This is a genomic window from Falsiroseomonas sp. E2-1-a20 (genome assembly GCF_051433195.1).
GTDB lineage: Bacteria > Pseudomonadota > Alphaproteobacteria > Acetobacterales > Acetobacteraceae > Falsiroseomonas.
Genome location: NZ_JBHMFT010000061.1, coordinates 1 through 14,511 on the forward strand (window position 1 = coordinate 1; position 14,511 = coordinate 14,511).

Here is a 14,511-nt window from a genome sequence, read left to right on the forward strand (position 1 = left end):
CATGCCGGCGTGTCAGAACGACACCGCAAGCCCGCCCTCATGCATCATTGCGGCTAAGTCTGGACCGCCCTTGGGTCGGCTCGTACCGTCTCTGGCCGCCGCCGCTCGCCGGCCTGGGTCGCCCAAAGGCCTGCCGCTTCCGGCACCTTGTCCTCAGGCGGGCTGCGCAGTCATGTCATCCCAGATCTGGACCGGCATCGGCAGGCCAACAAATGTCTCCGGTCCCAATTTGCCGTCTGGTGCGATGCCGAGCCCCTCCAGCACCCACATGATCTGCCGCACATGCTGGCCGGCATGCCAGGTCGTCCGCTCCAGAAACTCGTGCAGCGTCTGTTCCCCGTAGTAGACATCCGCGCGCGCCGCCCAGTCCCGGCCGCGGCCCGACCCCTCGAACCAGGCGGACAGACGCGCCTGCACATCCTGCCCATAGGCGATCAGCGTCTGGCGCGTGCCCTCGCCCTGCATCGGCACGCGGTTGTAGCTCTCGAAGGTCAGGGGAATGTCGTCCTCGTGCTCCAGGAAGGCATCGGCGATGTTGTAGATGTGGTAGGCGAGATCGGCATAGGAGCGTGGCCGGTTCGGCAGGTTGCGCGCCAGTTGCGCCTCCGGCATCTGCGCCAGGAACCGGTCGGTGGCGGACAGCATGGTCTCCAGCCGCCGACGCAGCTCCGCCACCGGCAGCAGCTTCGATCCGCCCCATGGGATGCCGGCGATGCGTGCCACGTCGGCCAGCACCTGGCCGTTCACCCATTCGCCGCCGCGCGTAACGATGGGTACCTGGCGCAGGCCGAACTCCTCCAGCTCCGCATAGGCCTCCGGATCCTCCAACACGTTGCGGGACAGGAAGGCCACCTTATGACGGGTCAGGAATTCCTTGGTGCGCAGGCAGCTCGTGCAGCCGGTCATCCAGTAGACGCGAATGTTGTCATCGTTCCTCATGTCGTGTTCCTCCCGGATGTGGGCGATGCGTCAGCCGAGGCCACGGAGGTAATCGATCACCTCCGACTTCGGCAGCACATCCCCGTACTTCGCATTGATGTCGAACAGGTTCGCGTCATGCGGCCCGTCATGCCGGTCGCCCACGCATTCGCGCGGCACGATAACGCGGAAGCCGTACTGGACGCCGTCGATGGCGCCGGCGCGCACGCAGCCGCTGGTCGAGCAGCCGGTGAGGATCAGCGTGTCGATCCCCTCCGCCGTCAGCAGCGCGCCGAGCGACGTTCCGAAGAACGGGCTGGGGTACTGCTTGACGATGACGACGTCGGCCTCCTGCGGCGCCACCAGCGGGTCGATCTCGGCCAGCTTCTCGCCCGGCACCATCAGCGCCAGGGCCGGGACCTTGCGCATGAACATGCCGCCGTCACGGCCCGAGGGATGGTACAGCACCTTGGTGTAGATTACCGGCACTCCCGCCGCACGCGCCGCCTCCAGTAGCGGAACCGTCTCTCGTACCGCATCAACGACGCCGGCGGCGAAGAAGGGGGCGCCGGGCGTAGTGTAGGCCAGGGTGAAGTCGATGACGACGATGGCAGGCCTGCGCCCAAAGCCGATGCGGCCGTCGAACACGCCTTTGTAGTTGTCCTCGCGGGTTACGCTCATGCGTTGGCCTCCTCCGGATAGTGGCAGGCGACGAGGTGGCCAGCCGTATCGGCCGGCGCCAGTTGGGGCGGCCGCTCCACACAGGCGCGTGGCAGCATAGCGCCGGACGCCGGCACGGTGTCCGCCATGGCGGCAGCGACCGAACGGGCCCGGAAGCAGCGCGGGTGAAAGCGGCACCCGCTCGGCAGCGCCGTCGCGCTGCCGATCTCGCCATGCAGCAGGATGCGCTTGCGCCGCCGTTCCCGCACCGGGTCGGCCAGGGGCACGGCGGAAAGCAGCGAGACGGTGTAGGGATGCCGTGGCACGCCATACAGCGCGTCGCGCGGCGCCGTCTCGACGATGCGGCCGAGGTACATCACCGCCACCCGGTCGCTGACATGGCGCACCACCGCCAAGTCGTGCGCGATGAACAGGTAGGCGAGGCCGAGGCGCGACTGCAGATCCCGCAGCAGGTTCAGGATCTGCGCCTGCACCGAGACATCCAGCGCCGAGACGGGCTCATCCAGCACCAGCAGGGCCGGCGCCAGCGCCACCGCGCGCGCGATGCCGATGCGCTGCCGCTGCCCGCCGGAGAATTCGTGCGGGTAGCGGTCCGCCATGGCAGGGGAAAGCCCCACCTGGCGCATCACCTCCGCCACGCGTCCCGCGATCTCGCCCCTCGGCGTGCCATGCACGGCCAGCGGCTCCGCGATGATCGAGCCGGCCGTCATGCGCGGATCGAGCGATCCGTATGGATCCTGGAATACCATTTGCATCCGGCGTCGCAACGCCCGCACCTGCGCGGCCGAGTGGCTGGTGACGTCCTGACCTTCGAAACGGATGCGGCCGGCGCTCGGTCGGATGAGTTGCAGCACCAGGCGGGCCAGCGTGCTTTTCCCGCTGCCGGTCTCGCCAACGATGCCCAGCGTTTCGCCACGGAGAAGCGTGAAGGACAGGTCGTCCACCGCGCGGACCACGGGCTTCGCCGCGCCGAACAGCGTGGTGCCGCCGCCGAAGCGCTTTTCCAGGGCCTCGACCTCGAGCAGCGGCGGTGTGGTCATTCCGCGGTCTCCAGCTCGGCGGAGAAGTGGCAGGCGGCGCTCTCGACCAGCGCCGGCCGCTCCGTCCGGCAGCGCGCGCGGCCGTGGCCCACGAAGCAACGCGGCTCGAAGGCGCAGCCGGGCGGGCGCGCCGCCGGATCGGGTGGCTGGCCCTCGATCGGGCGCAGCGCCTCGCCGGCCGGCCCGTCCAATTCGGGGACGCTGCGGAACAGGCTGGCGGTGTAGGGATGGCGGGTGTGGGCGAAGACGGTGTCGATGGCCCCGGTCTCGACCACGCGGCCGGCATACATCACCGCGATGCGATCCGCATGGCGGGCGACGACGCCGAGGTCGTGCGTCACCAGCACCATCGCCATCCCGGTTTCCCGCCGCAGCTCCGCCAGCAGCTCCAGCACCTGCGCCTGGACCGTCACGTCCAGCGCCGTGGTCGGTTCGTCGCAGATCAGCACCTTCGGACCGAGCGCGATCGCCATGGCGATCAGCACGCGCTGGCGCATGCCGCCGGAGAACTGGTGCGGGTAGTCATCCACACGTTGCGATGCGTCCGGAATCTGGACGCGGCCGAGCAGGGCGATGGCGCGCGCGCGCGCCTCCCGCCGCCCGATCGGCAGGTGCGCGCGCAACACCTCGATGATCTGCTCGCCGACGGGGAACACCGGGTTGAGGCCGGTCAGCGGGTCCTGGAACACCATCGCGATCCGCGCGCCACGGGCACGGCGCAAGGCCTCCGGCTGCAGCCGCAGCAGATCCTCGCCGTCCAGCAGGGCCTGGCCACCGACGACGCGCCCGGGTCGAGGTACCAGACCGAGCGCCGAAAGGAAGGTCATGGTCTTGCCAGAGCCGGATTCGCCGACCACAGCGAGGATCTCGCCCGGCGACACCTGCAGCGACACGTCATCAACCAGGACCTGCCGGCCCGTCTCGCCCGGGAATGCGGTGGTAAGGCCCCTGATGTCGAGGATGGGCGGCATCACAGCAGCTTGCCGGTGTTGCGTCGCATCTGCGGGTCCAGCGTGTCGCGCAGACCATCGCCCAGCAGGTTCAGCGCGATGACTGTCACCGCGATGCAGAGCCCGGCGGACAGCGAAATCAGCGGGTTTGAGGTGATGGCCGTCTGTCCTTCCGCGATCACGTTGCCCCAGGTCGGCGTCGGCGGCTGCACGCCCAGCCCGAGAAAGGAAAGCCCCGCCTCCGCCAGGATCGCGGTCGCCGCGCTCACCGTCGCCACCACGATCACCGGCGGCAGCGCGTTCGGGATGACATGGCGCAGCAGCACGCGCAGCGGCGTCATGCCGATGGCGTGCGAGGCCTCGATGAAGGGCCGCGGCCGGATCGTCAGCACGACGGAGCGCATCACCGCGGCGATGCGTGGCGTATAGGCGATGGCGACGGCGAGGATGATGGAATCGAGCGAGTTGCCACGCGCCGCCACCAGCGCGAGCGCCAGCAAAAAGGACGGGAAGGCCAGCAGGATGTCGTTGAGGGCGACGATGACACGCTCCACCCAGCCACCGGCGAAGCCCGCGACGGCGCCGATCAGCGTGCCGATGGTCAGCGAGAGCAGCACCACGAAGAAGCCGACCTGGAGCGAGATGCGCGCGCCCCAGATCAGCCTGGACAGGACGCAGCGGCCGAACTGGTCGGTGCCGAGCGGATAGGTCGCGGATGGCGCGGCCAGCGTTTGCATCAGGTCCGTCCGCGTTGGCGAATGCGGCGCCAGGAGGGGCGCGGCCAGCGCGACCAGCAGCAGCAGCACCAGCAGCACGATGCCGACCATGAAGCCGGGATGGCGGGTGTAGCGGCGGAGGCTTGCGCGCCTGCGCGCGGCCACGGTCATGCTGGCGCTCATGCCGCCCTCAGCCGTGGGTCGATCACCCCGTACAGCAGGTCCAGCGCCACGTTCACCAGCACCACGGCCGCCGCCAGCACCAGCACGCCGGCCTGCACGAGCTGGTAGTCGCGGGCCAGGATCGCCTTGAGGATGGTGGAGCCGAGGCCCGGCCGGCTGAACACCACCTCGACCAGGATCGCGTTGCCGAGCGACCAGGCGAAGGTGACGCCGATGACGGCGAGAATGGGAATGACCGCGTTGCGCAGCGCCAGCCGCCAGACGATGCGGTGTTCCGGCACGCCCATGGCGCGGGCCACCCGGATGAAGTCCTGGCCCAGCACTTCCAGCATCGCGGATCGGGTGAGGCGCGCGATGTAGGCCGCCACAGAAACGCCCAGCACGATCGCCGGCAGCGCCAGGTGGTGCAGCCCGGTCCAGAAGCCGGGGTCGGAGGATGCGCCGAGCGCCGGGAACAGCGGGACCTGATGCGACAGCAGCAGGATCGCGACCAGCCCGACCCAGAATACCGGGAAGGAGATGCCGCCGAGCGCCGCCACCATCACTGCCGCATCCGCCCAGCTCCCTTGCCGGACCGCCGCGACGATACCGAGCGGCACGCCGATGAGGATCGCGATGCCGATGCCGGTGATGGCGAGGGAGGCCGAGGACGGCACGCCGGCCAGGATCTCCGCCAGCGCCGGCTGCCCGGTAACGACCGAGGCGCCAAGGTCGCCGCGCAGGGCCCGGCCCAGGAAGATGAAGTACTGCTCCCATACCGGCAGGTCGAGGCCGAGGCGGGCCCGCAGCGTCGCCAGGGACTCTGCCGTCGCAAAGTCGCCCAGCATGTACAGTGCGGGATCGCCCGGGATGGCGCGCACCAGGAAGAAGGCCACCGTGACGATCCCGACCATGGCGACGACCAGTTGCACCAGGCATTGGCCGATATGGCGCAGCACCCCTCAGGTGCCCCGCAGCGAGACCGAGGCGACGTTCACGGTGAACAGGCTGTTCTGCACGAAGCCCTGCACCGCAGCGCCATGCGCCACGAACAGCCGGTCTGCGAACAGCGGGATGACCGGGATGTCCGTCATCGTTCGCGCCAGGATCTGCTGGTAGACCGCCTTCCGCTTCGCCGCATCCAGCTCCGCCGAGGCCGTGGCCAGCAAATCATCGACGCCGGTGTAGCGGGAGGTGTTGAGCCCGGGCGGGTGGGATCGCGTGTGGTACAGCGTGACCAGGGGCGTGTCCGGGTCCGGCGGCCCGACGACGGCGGTGACGCAGGACTGCACGTTGCCGGAGGATCTGGCCTGCAGGTAGGCGCCGCGGTCTAGCACCCGCACCGTCGCCTGGATGCCGACCTGCTGCAGGTCGTTGGCCAGTGGCACGGGGAAGCGGTCGTAGGGGTTCAGCGCGACCGTCGTGATCTCGAACCGAAAGTTCGAAACGCCGGCCTCCCGCAGCAGGGCGCGGGCCCGGTCTGGGTCGTAGGGGTAGGCGGGCACACCTTCCTCGGTAAAATCCTGGAAGGTGGAGGTCAGCACGCTGCGCGCCTCGAACTTGGTGCCGCGGAAGAAGCCGTCCACCAGTGCCTTGCGGTTCATCGCATGAGCCATAGCGCGGCGCACGCGCACGTCGCGCAGCGGACCCACCGTGGTGTTCAGCACCAGGTTGACCGTGTTGTTGGAGGCGCGGTCCAGCAGGGTCACCCCCTGTGTGCGGCGCAGGCGATCGATCACCTCCGGCTGCTGCAGCGAGAAGAAGATGTCGATCTCGCGGTTCTCCAGCGCGATTGCGGCCGCCGTTTCGTCCCGGATGATGCGAAAGATGACCTCGGACAGCGCCGGCGCGCCGCCGAAATACTGCGCATTAGCGGAAAGCCGCACCTCATTGCCGGCGGTCCAGCGCTCGAACATGAAGGGGCCGGTGCCGATGGGGTTCAGCGCGTAGCGCTCGCCGAGTTCGGTAACGGCGCGGCGGGACACCAGCCAGCCCTGGTTAAAGGCGCACAGCTTGTGCAGGAAGCCGGCGTTCGGCGCCTCCAGGACAAATTGCACCGTCAGCGGATCCGGTGCCCTGACCTCCACCAGCCCGGCGAGCTGGCCGCGATAGGCGCTGGCCGTCGCCGGGTCGAGGATGCGCTCGAAGGTGAACTTTACGTCGTCGGAGGTGAAGGCGCCGAAGTTCTTGTGCCAAGTGACGTTGGGCCGCAGCCTGAAGGTCCAGGTCTTCCCGTCGCTGGACACCTCGTGGCCGGTCGAGATGTCGTCGACGATCTCGTTCGTCGCCTGGTCGTACTTCACCAGCCCGTTGTAGACATGGCCAGCGATGGATTGATTCTCGATCTGGAAGATGCGGGCCGGGTCGAGCTGCGAGATGTCGGCGCCAAAGCGGACACGCAGGCTGCGCGACTGCGACTGCGCCTGCGGCGCGCCGAGGGCGGCCGCGGCGCCGATGGCGCCGATCGCGGCGGCGATGCCGCGGCGGCTGATGAAGGGTGTTGCTCGTCCAGACATGATGTGCCCCTTTTTCCTTGTTTATCGGTCAGTCGATGCTGGGTGGCGGCAGCGGCGCCAAGTCCTTGCGCGCGATCCGCGGTACCGCCTGGCCCAGGCGCGCGATAGCCGGCGCCAGGATACGCAGTCGCGCGTGGTCCACCTCCGACAGGTTCTGCAACCCGTGCCGCTGCACGAAGGCTGCGATCTCGGCTGCCGTAGCCTCGGTGCTCATGCCGGCCTCCGGCTGCGCCAGGGTGTCGCGGCCTCATAGGCGGCGGCGAGGCGCAGCAGCGTCGCCTCCCCGCCGCGCCGCGCCGCCATCTGCCAGTGCAGCGGCAGGCCTGCGGCGGAGAAGCCGGTGCATTGGACAAGGGCGGGTAGCCCCGCGAGGTTGAACGGCGTCAGCATCGTCTCCAGCGTGAAGGCGGTGCTCTCAGGCTCGACGCCGAGGCGTGGCGGCAGGTGCAGCGTGCCGTAGGTGACCAGCACGTCGAAGCGCGCCATCAGCGCCGCCATGCCCTCCGCCACAACCCGCCGCAGGCGCTGCGCCGCCAGGTAGTCGACGGCGCGCACCAGGGAACCGGCGAGCAGCTTGTCGCGCAGCGCACGGCCCATTTGTTCCGGCCGCTCGCGCAATTCCTTCTCGTGGATGGCGGCCGATTCCGCCGGGCCAATTAGCCGTGCCGCCGCCAGGCAGTCCGCCGCGGCGACGGGCAGCGCCACCTCCGTCAGCCGCACGCCGATGCCGGACAGCACGCGAAGCCCGGCCTCAAAGCCTTCGGCCAGAGGCGCATCGGCGTCCGGCAGCCCGTCACCAGGCCTGCGCACTACCGCCACGGACAGGCCCTGCGCGCCCGTCTGCGTCGCCGCATGCAGCGCCGGGGCCCCGGGCATCAGCGTCTCCAGCACCAGCGCCACATCGGGCACCGCCCAGGCAAAGGCGCCCGGCACGTCCAGCGACCAGCAGTTCGGCAGGATGCCATCCAGGCTCAGCGTGCCCGGCGTCGGGATGATGCCCACCGTGCCGGTCGCCGCCGCCGGCAGGCGGACGGACCCCGTTGTGTCGGAGCCCAGGGCGAAGGGCAGCATGCCTTCCGCGACGGCGACGCCGCAGCCGGTCGAGGAGCCACCGGTGAAGCGCTCGCGGTCCCAGGGATTGCGGGCTGGGGGCATGGGCTGGTCGAAATATTCACCGCCATTGCCGGTGCCGTATTCCCAGGTGGCGAGCTTGCCGGCCAGCACCGCGCCTTTGCCACGCAGGGCTGCGACCAGCGCCGCATCACGATCCGGCACATAGCCGGCGCGCAGGCGGGATCCGGCGGCGCAGGGCAGGCCGGCGGCATCGTAATTGTCCTTCACCCCAAAGGGCAGGCCATACAACGGCCCATGGGGGCGGCCGGCGGCAAGTCCGGCTGCGGCGTCACGCGCGGCGCTGCGGGCGCCTTCCGCGTCGAGGTGGTGGAAGGCGTGCAGCGCACCGTCCCTCGAGGCGATACGGGCCAGGCACTGCTCCAGCAGCGCGACGGGCGACAGCGACCCTGCCGCGATGGCGGCGGCCGCTTCGACGACGCCGGGGCAGGGCGAGGGGTCGGTTGCCATGCTAGGCTATCGTGGCCGGCTGGGCGGCATGGTCAGGAGGTAAGACACCTGTGGCCTCCGCTGCAGCGATGCCGATAGTAGGCATGACCCCCTCATTGCATGCAAGCTTGATACGTCACGACCGGGGAATTTTGGGCCTACGGCATCGGAAGCCGCCATTTGCGCCCTTTGACCGCCAGTTTGATGGTCTTTCGGCTATGTTTTCTGCGGCAGAGGCGCTAGATTGCATGCAACAAAGGAGGGTGCTTGGCTTGGAAAAGCTGATCATCGAAGCGCGGATCAACGAATACGCCAGCCGCGGCGGCAATCCGCACGTGCCGTGGACCGCCACGGAAATCGGCCGCGATGCCGCGGCCGTCGCGCAGGCCGGCGCCGCTATCGTGCATTTCCACGCCCGCGCCGCGGACGGCGCGCCGGACCACGCCACCTCGACCTACGCCGCGATCCTACGCGCGATCCGCGCCGCCGCCCCGGGCCTGCTGGTGCACCCCACCCTGGGGCAGATCACCCAGTCCGACCCCGAACAACGCATCGCCCACATCCTGGAACTGGCGCGGACCGAGGCGTTGCGGCCCGAATTTGCCTCGCTCGACCTCGGCAGCACCAACATTGATGTCTTCGAAGGTGCCGCCGCCGGCTTCCGCAGCGGCGACCGGACCTATGTGAACACCCACGGCACCCTGCGCCGCTTCCTGCGCGCCTTCCGTGCCGCGGGCGTGGCCCCGGCGCTGGCCTGTTGGTCGATCCCCTTCCTGCGCACCCTCGGCGCGTTGCTGGAGACCGGTGAGGTGGCGGAACCGGGCTGGGTCCTGCTGGTGCACACCGAGGGCGGCATCCTCGGCGGCCATCCGGCGACCGAGGCGGGCTTGCGCGCCTTCCTGGACCACCTGCCGGCGGGGCGCCGGCTGCACTGGGCCGTCTGCTGCAAGGAAGGCGATGCCCTGCCGCTGGCGGAACGCGCGATCGCGCTGGGCGGCCATGTCGCGATCGGCATCGGCGACTGGTCCTACCCCAACCGTGCCACCCCGACCAATGCCGACTTGGTGGCGGAAGTCGCCGCGCTGGCACGCCGCGTGGGACGCGAGGTCGCCAGCCCCGCCGAGGCACGCGCCATGCTCGGCCTGCAGCGGGTCGCCGCATGAACCCGCCGCGCATCCTGCTGTTCGCTCCGGCCAATGTCGCGCGCCGGGCCGAGGGCGCCATGGCCGCCGCCGCCGACGCCGCGATCCTCGACCTGGAGGATGCGGTGCCCCCGGGCGAGAAGGTGGGCGCCCGTGCCGCCTTGGCCCGGTTGCTGGGCCTGCCGCGTGTGCAGGGCGCGGCAGGCCGCTATGTCCGCATCAATTCCGCCGGCACGCCGATGTGCTTGGCCGATCTGCAGGCCGCGCTGGAAGCCGGCGCCGATGGCATCGTGCTGCCGAAGGCCGAGGCGCCGGAAGACCTGCACGCCATCGGCTGGGCCGTCCGGCAGATTTGCGGTGCGTTGCGGCGCGATCCCGCGACGGTCGAGATCCTGCCAATCGTCGAGACCGCGCGGGGCCTACTGGCGTTGCCGAACCTGCCATGGGCCAGGGCCGCCGTCGCGCGCGTCGCGCTCGGCACCGTGGACCTTATGGCCGATCTTGGCACGGGCGCCGCTGATGCGGCCGCCGCTATCCTGCATGCGCAGCGTCTCTGTGTCGCCGGATCCCGCGCGGCGGGCCTGGCCGCTCCGCTCGATGGCGTGCACCTCGATGTGCGGGACCCGCAGGGTGCCGAAGCCGCGATGCGGCAGGCCGCCGCCATGGGCTTCGGCGGCAAGCTCGCCATCCATCCGGCACAACTCGCCCCGCTGCGGGCCGGGCTGGTGCCCGCCGCCGCCGAACTCGTCTGGGCGCAGGAGGTCGTGGCAGCCTATGCCGCGGCGGGCGCTGCCGGATCCGGCGCGATCGTGGTCGCCGGCCGGCTGGTGGACGAGCCGGTGGCGCGCCGGGCACGGGACCTTCTGGCTATGGCGGGCCAGGCATGACGCCCGCCGCACCGAAGGCTCCGGGCGCGCTGGACGGGCTGCGGGTGCTCGACCTCGGCACCTTCATTGCCGCGCCCTTCGCCGCCACGATGTTCGCGGAGATGGGCGCGGAAGTGGTGAAGGTGGAACTGCCGGGCATCGGCGACCACTGCCGACGCCTCGGCACGCCGACCGAGCATGGCGACACGTTGGTCTGGCTGAGCGAGGGCCGCAACAAGCGCAGCGTCACCATCGACCTCCGCAAGCCGGAAGGCGCGGTGCTGCTGCTTCGCCTGGTGGCGCAGGCCGATGCTGTGTGCGAAAATTTCCAGGTCGGCACGCTGGAGAAGTGGGGCCTGGGCTGGGACCAGCTGCGCGCCGCCAATCCCCGCCTGGTGCTGCTGCGCATCTCCGGCTACGGGCAGGAGGGGCCCTACGCGGCACGCCCCTGCTTCGGGCGCATCGCCAACGCCTTTGGCGGCATCTCCTTCCTGTCCGGCGAGCCTGACCGGCCACCAGCGAACCCGGGTTCCGCCACGCTCGCCGACTACATGGCCGGATTGTTCGGCGGCTTCGCTATGCTCGCGGCGCTACGCCACCGTGACCGCAGCGGCCGCGGCCAGGTGGTGGACGTGGCGCTGTATGAAGGCGTGTTCCGCATCCTCGACGAACTCGTCCCGGCCTACGACCACGGGGGCCATGTGCGGGAACGCGCCGGGGCGGAAACCGCCATCGTCGCGCCGCACAGCCACTACCCGACTGCGGATGGCCGCTGGGTCGCCATCGCCTGCACATCCGACACTATCTTCGCGCGACTCGCGCAGCTGATCGGAGCACCGGAACTGGCGCAGCCCGGCCGCTGGGCAACGACGGCCGCCAGGGTCCGCGACCGCGCCGGAGTCAACGCAACCGTCACCGCCTGGACCCAGAACCTGACGCGCGATGCGCTGCTGTCCGCCTGCGAGGCCGCACAGGTGCCGGCCGGGCCGGTCTATGCGATCGACGAGATCTTCGCCGACCCGCACTACGCCGCGCGCGGCAGCATCCTGCGGGTGGCGGACGCGCGCGCGGGCAACCTTGCGGTCCCGGCGCCGGTCGGGCGCATGTCGGAAACGCCAGCACATGTGGCGCATCTGGGCCAGGCGCTGGGGGCGGAAACCGATGCCGTGCTGCAGGGATGGCTCGGCATGACCGCGGGCGAGATCGCGGCATTGCGGGAACGGGGCGCCGTATGAACCAGGAGGCGCAGGAAATCGAATCCGCCCTGCGCGCCCGCATCCTTTCTGGCGACCTGCCGCCCGGGATGCGGCTGCGCGAGATGGAGCTGGCAGAGGGCTTCGGCGTCTCGCGGTCTCCGGTGCGGGAGGCGCTGACCGCACTGACCCGGGACGGCCTGACCGAGCATGGCCCGCATCGTGGCTTTTCCGTGCGCGTCGTCAGCGCCGACGAGGTGGAGGAGGCCTATGAGATGCGCGCGCTGCTGGAAGGCCAGGCCGCGCGCCTGGCCGCGGAGCGCGGCCTGCCGCGGGAGGCGGAACATGCGATGCTGGCCGCGGTGCTGACGGTGGATGACCTACTGCGCGCCGGCGGATCGGTGGATGGCACGGCATGGCAGGCGCAGAATACTGCCTTCCACGCCCAGCTCCGCAGCACCGTGCCGAACCGGTTCTTTCTGCGTGCGCTGGAGGCGGTGCATCGAGTGCCGCTGGTCGGCCATGTGGCGCCCCGCTTGTATGACCGTGCCCTGCTCAGCCGCTTCAACACCCAGCACCGCGGCATCCTGAATGCCATTGCCTCACGCCAAGGAGGCCGGGCGGAACACCTGATGCGCGAGCATGTCGAGGAAGCGCGGGTAGTGATCAAGATGCGCGATGTGGGTCGGGCAGCATAGACGCTGGCAATTGGGCAGAGATCACGTGACGGGGGTGGAGATGGAAAATGCGGCGCCCGGCCGCCACGCGGAGCTGCCCGGCGTGCGGCTCTGGTTCACCGACAGTGGCGGCGAAGGCCCGCCCGTCGTTCTGCTGCATCCCAACACCGGGACGAGCGCGATCTGGGAAAAGCAGATCCCCGCGCTTGCCGAGGCCGGCTTCCGCGCCATCGCCTTTGATCGACGCGGCTGGGGACGTAGCCTTTGCATGCCCGAAACCGGCCCCCAGCCCGGCAGCATTGCCGGTGACCTCGACGCACTCGTCGATCATCTCGGCCTCCAGCGCTTCCATCTGCTCGGTGTAGCGGGCGGCGGCTTCGCTGCGCTCGACTACGCAGCTTGGCGACGCGAACGGTTGCTGAGCCTGGTTGTTGCCGCCAGCTACGGCCAGTTCATCGAACCCGAGATCCAGGCCGTCTTCCAGCGCCTCAACACGCCGGACTTCCAGCGCCTGCCAGGCGAATTGCGCGAGCTCGGCCCGACCTTTCGCGGCTTCGATCCAGAAGGCACCGCGCGCTGGGCCGCCATTGAGCACGGCGCCCGGCAGCCAGACGCGGTGGCGCAGCCACTGCGGAGCCCGAACACCTATGCCAAGCTCGGCGGCGTCGCCTGTCCGGTGCTGGTGCTGGCGGCGGGTGCCGACCTCTACGCGCCACCGGCACTGATGCACCGCTGGGCCGCTCATCTTCCCGCGCACGAATGGGAGGTGCTGCCGGAGGCCGGTCATGCCATCAACTGGGAACAGCCCGAAGCCTTCAACGCGCGCGTCATCGCCTTCCTGCGGGGCGGAGCATAGCGGACGCATGTCGGAGGAGAGACCTATTATGCTCACAGAGAACCCGGCGATGGACAGAGGCAGAGAGGACGAAATGGACCGGCAGCTTCCTCGGGGCGGCGCTACGAGCGCGGCATTGCCGCGCCGCCTGATCCTCGCAGTCGGCCTGGTCTGGCCTGGCTTGGTCGTCGCGCAGGAGCAGTCCTGGCCGCAACGTGCCATCACCCTCGTCGTGCCCTTCGCGCCGGGCGGTCCAGTGGACAATACGGCCCGCCTCTTGGCGGAGGGGCTGCGCCGGCAGCTTGGCCAGCCCGTGGTCGTCGAGAACCGGCCGGGCGCAGGTGGTCTAGTGGGCACACGCCAAGTGGTACAGGCGCGGCCGGATGGCCACACGCTGCTCCTTGGCTCCCCGGGTCCGCTGACTATCGCGCCCGCGGCATCCCCAGATGCGCCGGACCCGCTGCGCGCGCTGGCGCCAATCGCATTGATTGCCGAGAGCCCGCAGTTGCTCGTGGTGCCCTCATCATCGCCTGCCGCCACCCTGGACGCATTCCTGGCGCTGGCCCGCGCCCGTCCGGGGGAGCTGAACCTGGGCTCCGCCGGCATCGGCACCACGCCGCACCTGGCGATGGAGTTGCTCGGCCGTATCGCCGGCGTGCGCTTCGAGCATGTGCCCTATCGTGGCACCGGAGCGGCGCTGCCGGACGTCATGGTAGGGAAGATCGACGCCATCTTCGGCGACATCTCCGCGGTTCTGCCGCTGGTCGAGGCCGGCCAACTCCGCGCGCTGGCGGTCACGGGACGCGAGCGGTCTGCCCTGGCGCCGTCCATTCTGTCGGCAGCGGAACTTGGCTATCCGCAGCTTCTGGTGCGCAACTGGCAGGCTTTGATGGCGCCCGCCGGCACGCCCGAGCCGGTGCTGCGCCGCGCGGCCACTGCGGTGGCCGCAGCGCTGGAGGATACAACGGTGCGCGCTGCCCTTGCACGCCAGGGGAGCACGCCCGGTCGCGGGGGGCCGGACCAGCTCGCGGCGTTCCTGCGCGAGGAGCGGGCGACCTGGGAGCCGGTCGTGCGCGCGATCGGCCTCGTGCTGCAGTAATACCAAATCCCGGTGATCGTGACCGATCACCGCCTTGTAAGTCTCGAGCATCCGGGTCGGTCCGTCATAAGCTGGCTGGCGCGGTGGCGGAGGGGATGCCGATCCGCCTTGGGCCCGTTGAGCCCGTGATTGAGCTTGGTCTCCCCTCCGTCGTTG

Annotated in this window: 15 protein-coding genes; 6 read left to right on the plus strand and 9 right to left on the minus strand. The window is 70.1% G+C overall.

Annotated elements, in window-relative coordinates; genetic code table 11:
• Window positions 1-153 precede the first annotated feature (153 nt).
• The 9 genes from ACFHPP_RS28325 to ACFHPP_RS28365 are packed head-to-tail and all read right to left on the minus strand — an operon-like array spanning window position 154 to window position 8,564.
• Window positions 154-939, minus strand: coding sequence for a glutaredoxin domain-containing protein (locus tag ACFHPP_RS28325; protein ID WP_437166588.1), 786 nt, complete (start codon window positions 937-939; stop codon window positions 154-156).
• A 30-nt stretch (window positions 940-969) separates the two neighbouring features.
• A complete protein-coding gene (locus tag ACFHPP_RS28330) occupies window positions 970-1,599 on the minus strand; it encodes an isochorismatase family protein (protein ID WP_437166589.1) in 630 nt (209 codons plus the stop codon).
• Window positions 1,596-2,639 carry an ABC transporter ATP-binding protein gene (locus tag ACFHPP_RS28335; protein ID WP_437166590.1) on the minus strand — a complete coding sequence of 348 codons (1,044 nt, stop codon included), beginning with the start codon at window positions 2,637-2,639 and terminating at the stop codon, window positions 1,596-1,598. Before ACFHPP_RS28335 ends, ACFHPP_RS28330 begins: the two co-directional genes overlap by 4 nt.
• Window positions 2,636-3,610, minus strand: coding sequence for an ABC transporter ATP-binding protein (locus ACFHPP_RS28340; RefSeq protein ID WP_437166591.1), 975 nt, complete (start codon window positions 3,608-3,610; stop codon window positions 2,636-2,638). Before ACFHPP_RS28340 ends, ACFHPP_RS28335 begins: the two co-directional genes overlap by 4 nt.
• On the minus strand, window positions 3,610-4,488 hold the full coding sequence (locus ACFHPP_RS28345; protein WP_437166592.1) for an ABC transporter permease: 879 nt from the start codon (window positions 4,486-4,488) through the stop codon (window positions 3,610-3,612). The genes ACFHPP_RS28340 and ACFHPP_RS28345 overlap by 1 nt, the downstream gene beginning before the upstream one ends.
• Window positions 4,485-5,426, minus strand: a complete 942-nt coding sequence (locus ACFHPP_RS28350) for an ABC transporter permease (protein WP_437166593.1) — start codon at window positions 5,424-5,426, stop codon at window positions 4,485-4,487. The genes ACFHPP_RS28345 and ACFHPP_RS28350 overlap by 4 nt, the downstream gene beginning before the upstream one ends.
• A gap of 3 nt (window positions 5,427-5,429) precedes the next feature.
• Window positions 5,430-6,983: an ABC transporter substrate-binding protein gene (locus tag ACFHPP_RS28355; protein WP_437166594.1), complete on the minus strand. Its 1,554-nt coding sequence runs from the start codon at window positions 6,981-6,983 to the stop codon at window positions 5,430-5,432.
• Window positions 6,984-7,011: 28 nt separating this feature from the next.
• Entirely contained in the window at window positions 7,012-7,197 is a 186-nt protein-coding gene (locus ACFHPP_RS28360) for a hypothetical protein (RefSeq protein ID WP_437166595.1), read from the minus strand.
• The gene (locus ACFHPP_RS28365) at window positions 7,194-8,564 is read right to left on the minus strand and encodes an amidase (RefSeq protein ID WP_437166596.1); all 1,371 of its coding nucleotides are present in this window, start codon (window positions 8,562-8,564) and stop codon (window positions 7,194-7,196) included. Before ACFHPP_RS28365 ends, ACFHPP_RS28360 begins: the two co-directional genes overlap by 4 nt.
• A gap of 251 nt (window positions 8,565-8,815) precedes the next feature.
• Between ACFHPP_RS28365 and ACFHPP_RS28370 the strand changes: the two genes are divergently transcribed.
• From ACFHPP_RS28370 to ACFHPP_RS28395, 6 genes are all read left to right on the plus strand, one after another.
• Entirely contained in the window at window positions 8,816-9,706 is an 891-nt protein-coding gene (locus ACFHPP_RS28370) for a 3-keto-5-aminohexanoate cleavage protein (protein WP_437166597.1), read from the plus strand.
• Window positions 9,703-10,572 (plus strand): HpcH/HpaI aldolase/citrate lyase family protein, encoded by an 870-nt coding sequence (locus ACFHPP_RS28375; RefSeq protein ID WP_437166598.1) that lies wholly within the window; start codon window positions 9,703-9,705, stop codon window positions 10,570-10,572. Before ACFHPP_RS28370 ends, ACFHPP_RS28375 begins: the two co-directional genes overlap by 4 nt.
• A complete protein-coding gene (locus ACFHPP_RS28380) occupies window positions 10,569-11,786 on the plus strand; it encodes a CaiB/BaiF CoA transferase family protein (RefSeq protein WP_437166599.1) in 1,218 nt (405 codons plus the stop codon). The genes ACFHPP_RS28375 and ACFHPP_RS28380 overlap by 4 nt, the downstream gene beginning before the upstream one ends.
• Entirely contained in the window at window positions 11,783-12,442 is a 660-nt protein-coding gene (locus ACFHPP_RS28385; RefSeq protein ID WP_437166600.1) for a GntR family transcriptional regulator, read from the plus strand. The genes ACFHPP_RS28380 and ACFHPP_RS28385 overlap by 4 nt, the downstream gene beginning before the upstream one ends.
• Before the next feature lie 25 nt (window positions 12,443-12,467).
• Window positions 12,468-13,277, plus strand: a complete 810-nt coding sequence (locus tag ACFHPP_RS28390; protein ID WP_437166601.1) for an alpha/beta fold hydrolase — start codon at window positions 12,468-12,470, stop codon at window positions 13,275-13,277.
• A gap of 115 nt (window positions 13,278-13,392) precedes the next feature.
• Window positions 13,393-14,355, plus strand: coding sequence for a Bug family tripartite tricarboxylate transporter substrate binding protein (locus ACFHPP_RS28395; RefSeq protein ID WP_437166602.1), 963 nt, complete (start codon window positions 13,393-13,395; stop codon window positions 14,353-14,355).
• Window positions 14,356-14,511 lie beyond the last annotated feature (156 nt).

Coding starts and splice junctions, on each gene's coding strand:
- ACFHPP_RS28330 (WP_437166589.1), bottom strand. CDS start 1,599: ATGAGCGTAACCCGCGAGGACAACTACAAAGGCGTGTTCGACGGCCGC.
- ACFHPP_RS28355 (WP_437166594.1), bottom strand. CDS start 6,983: ATGTCTGGACGAGCAACACCCTTCATCAGCCGCCGCGGCATCGCCGCC.
- ACFHPP_RS28345 (WP_437166592.1), bottom strand. CDS start 4,488: ATGAGCGCCAGCATGACCGTGGCCGCGCGCAGGCGCGCAAGCCTCCGC.
- ACFHPP_RS28335 (WP_437166590.1), bottom strand. CDS start 2,639: ATGACCACACCGCCGCTGCTCGAGGTCGAGGCCCTGGAAAAGCGCTTC.
- ACFHPP_RS28340 (WP_437166591.1), bottom strand. CDS start 3,610: ATGCCGCCCATCCTCGACATCAGGGGCCTTACCACCGCATTCCCGGGC.
- ACFHPP_RS28360 (WP_437166595.1), bottom strand. CDS start 7,197: ATGAGCACCGAGGCTACGGCAGCCGAGATCGCAGCCTTCGTGCAGCGG.
- ACFHPP_RS28325 (WP_437166588.1), bottom strand. CDS start 939: ATGAGGAACGATGACAACATTCGCGTCTACTGGATGACCGGCTGCACG.
- ACFHPP_RS28375 (WP_437166598.1), top strand. CDS start 9,703: ATGAACCCGCCGCGCATCCTGCTGTTCGCTCCGGCCAATGTCGCGCGC.
- ACFHPP_RS28380 (WP_437166599.1), top strand. CDS start 10,569: ATGACGCCCGCCGCACCGAAGGCTCCGGGCGCGCTGGACGGGCTGCGG.
- ACFHPP_RS28385 (WP_437166600.1), top strand. CDS start 11,783: ATGAACCAGGAGGCGCAGGAAATCGAATCCGCCCTGCGCGCCCGCATC.
- ACFHPP_RS28365 (WP_437166596.1), bottom strand. CDS start 8,564: ATGGCAACCGACCCCTCGCCCTGCCCCGGCGTCGTCGAAGCGGCCGCC.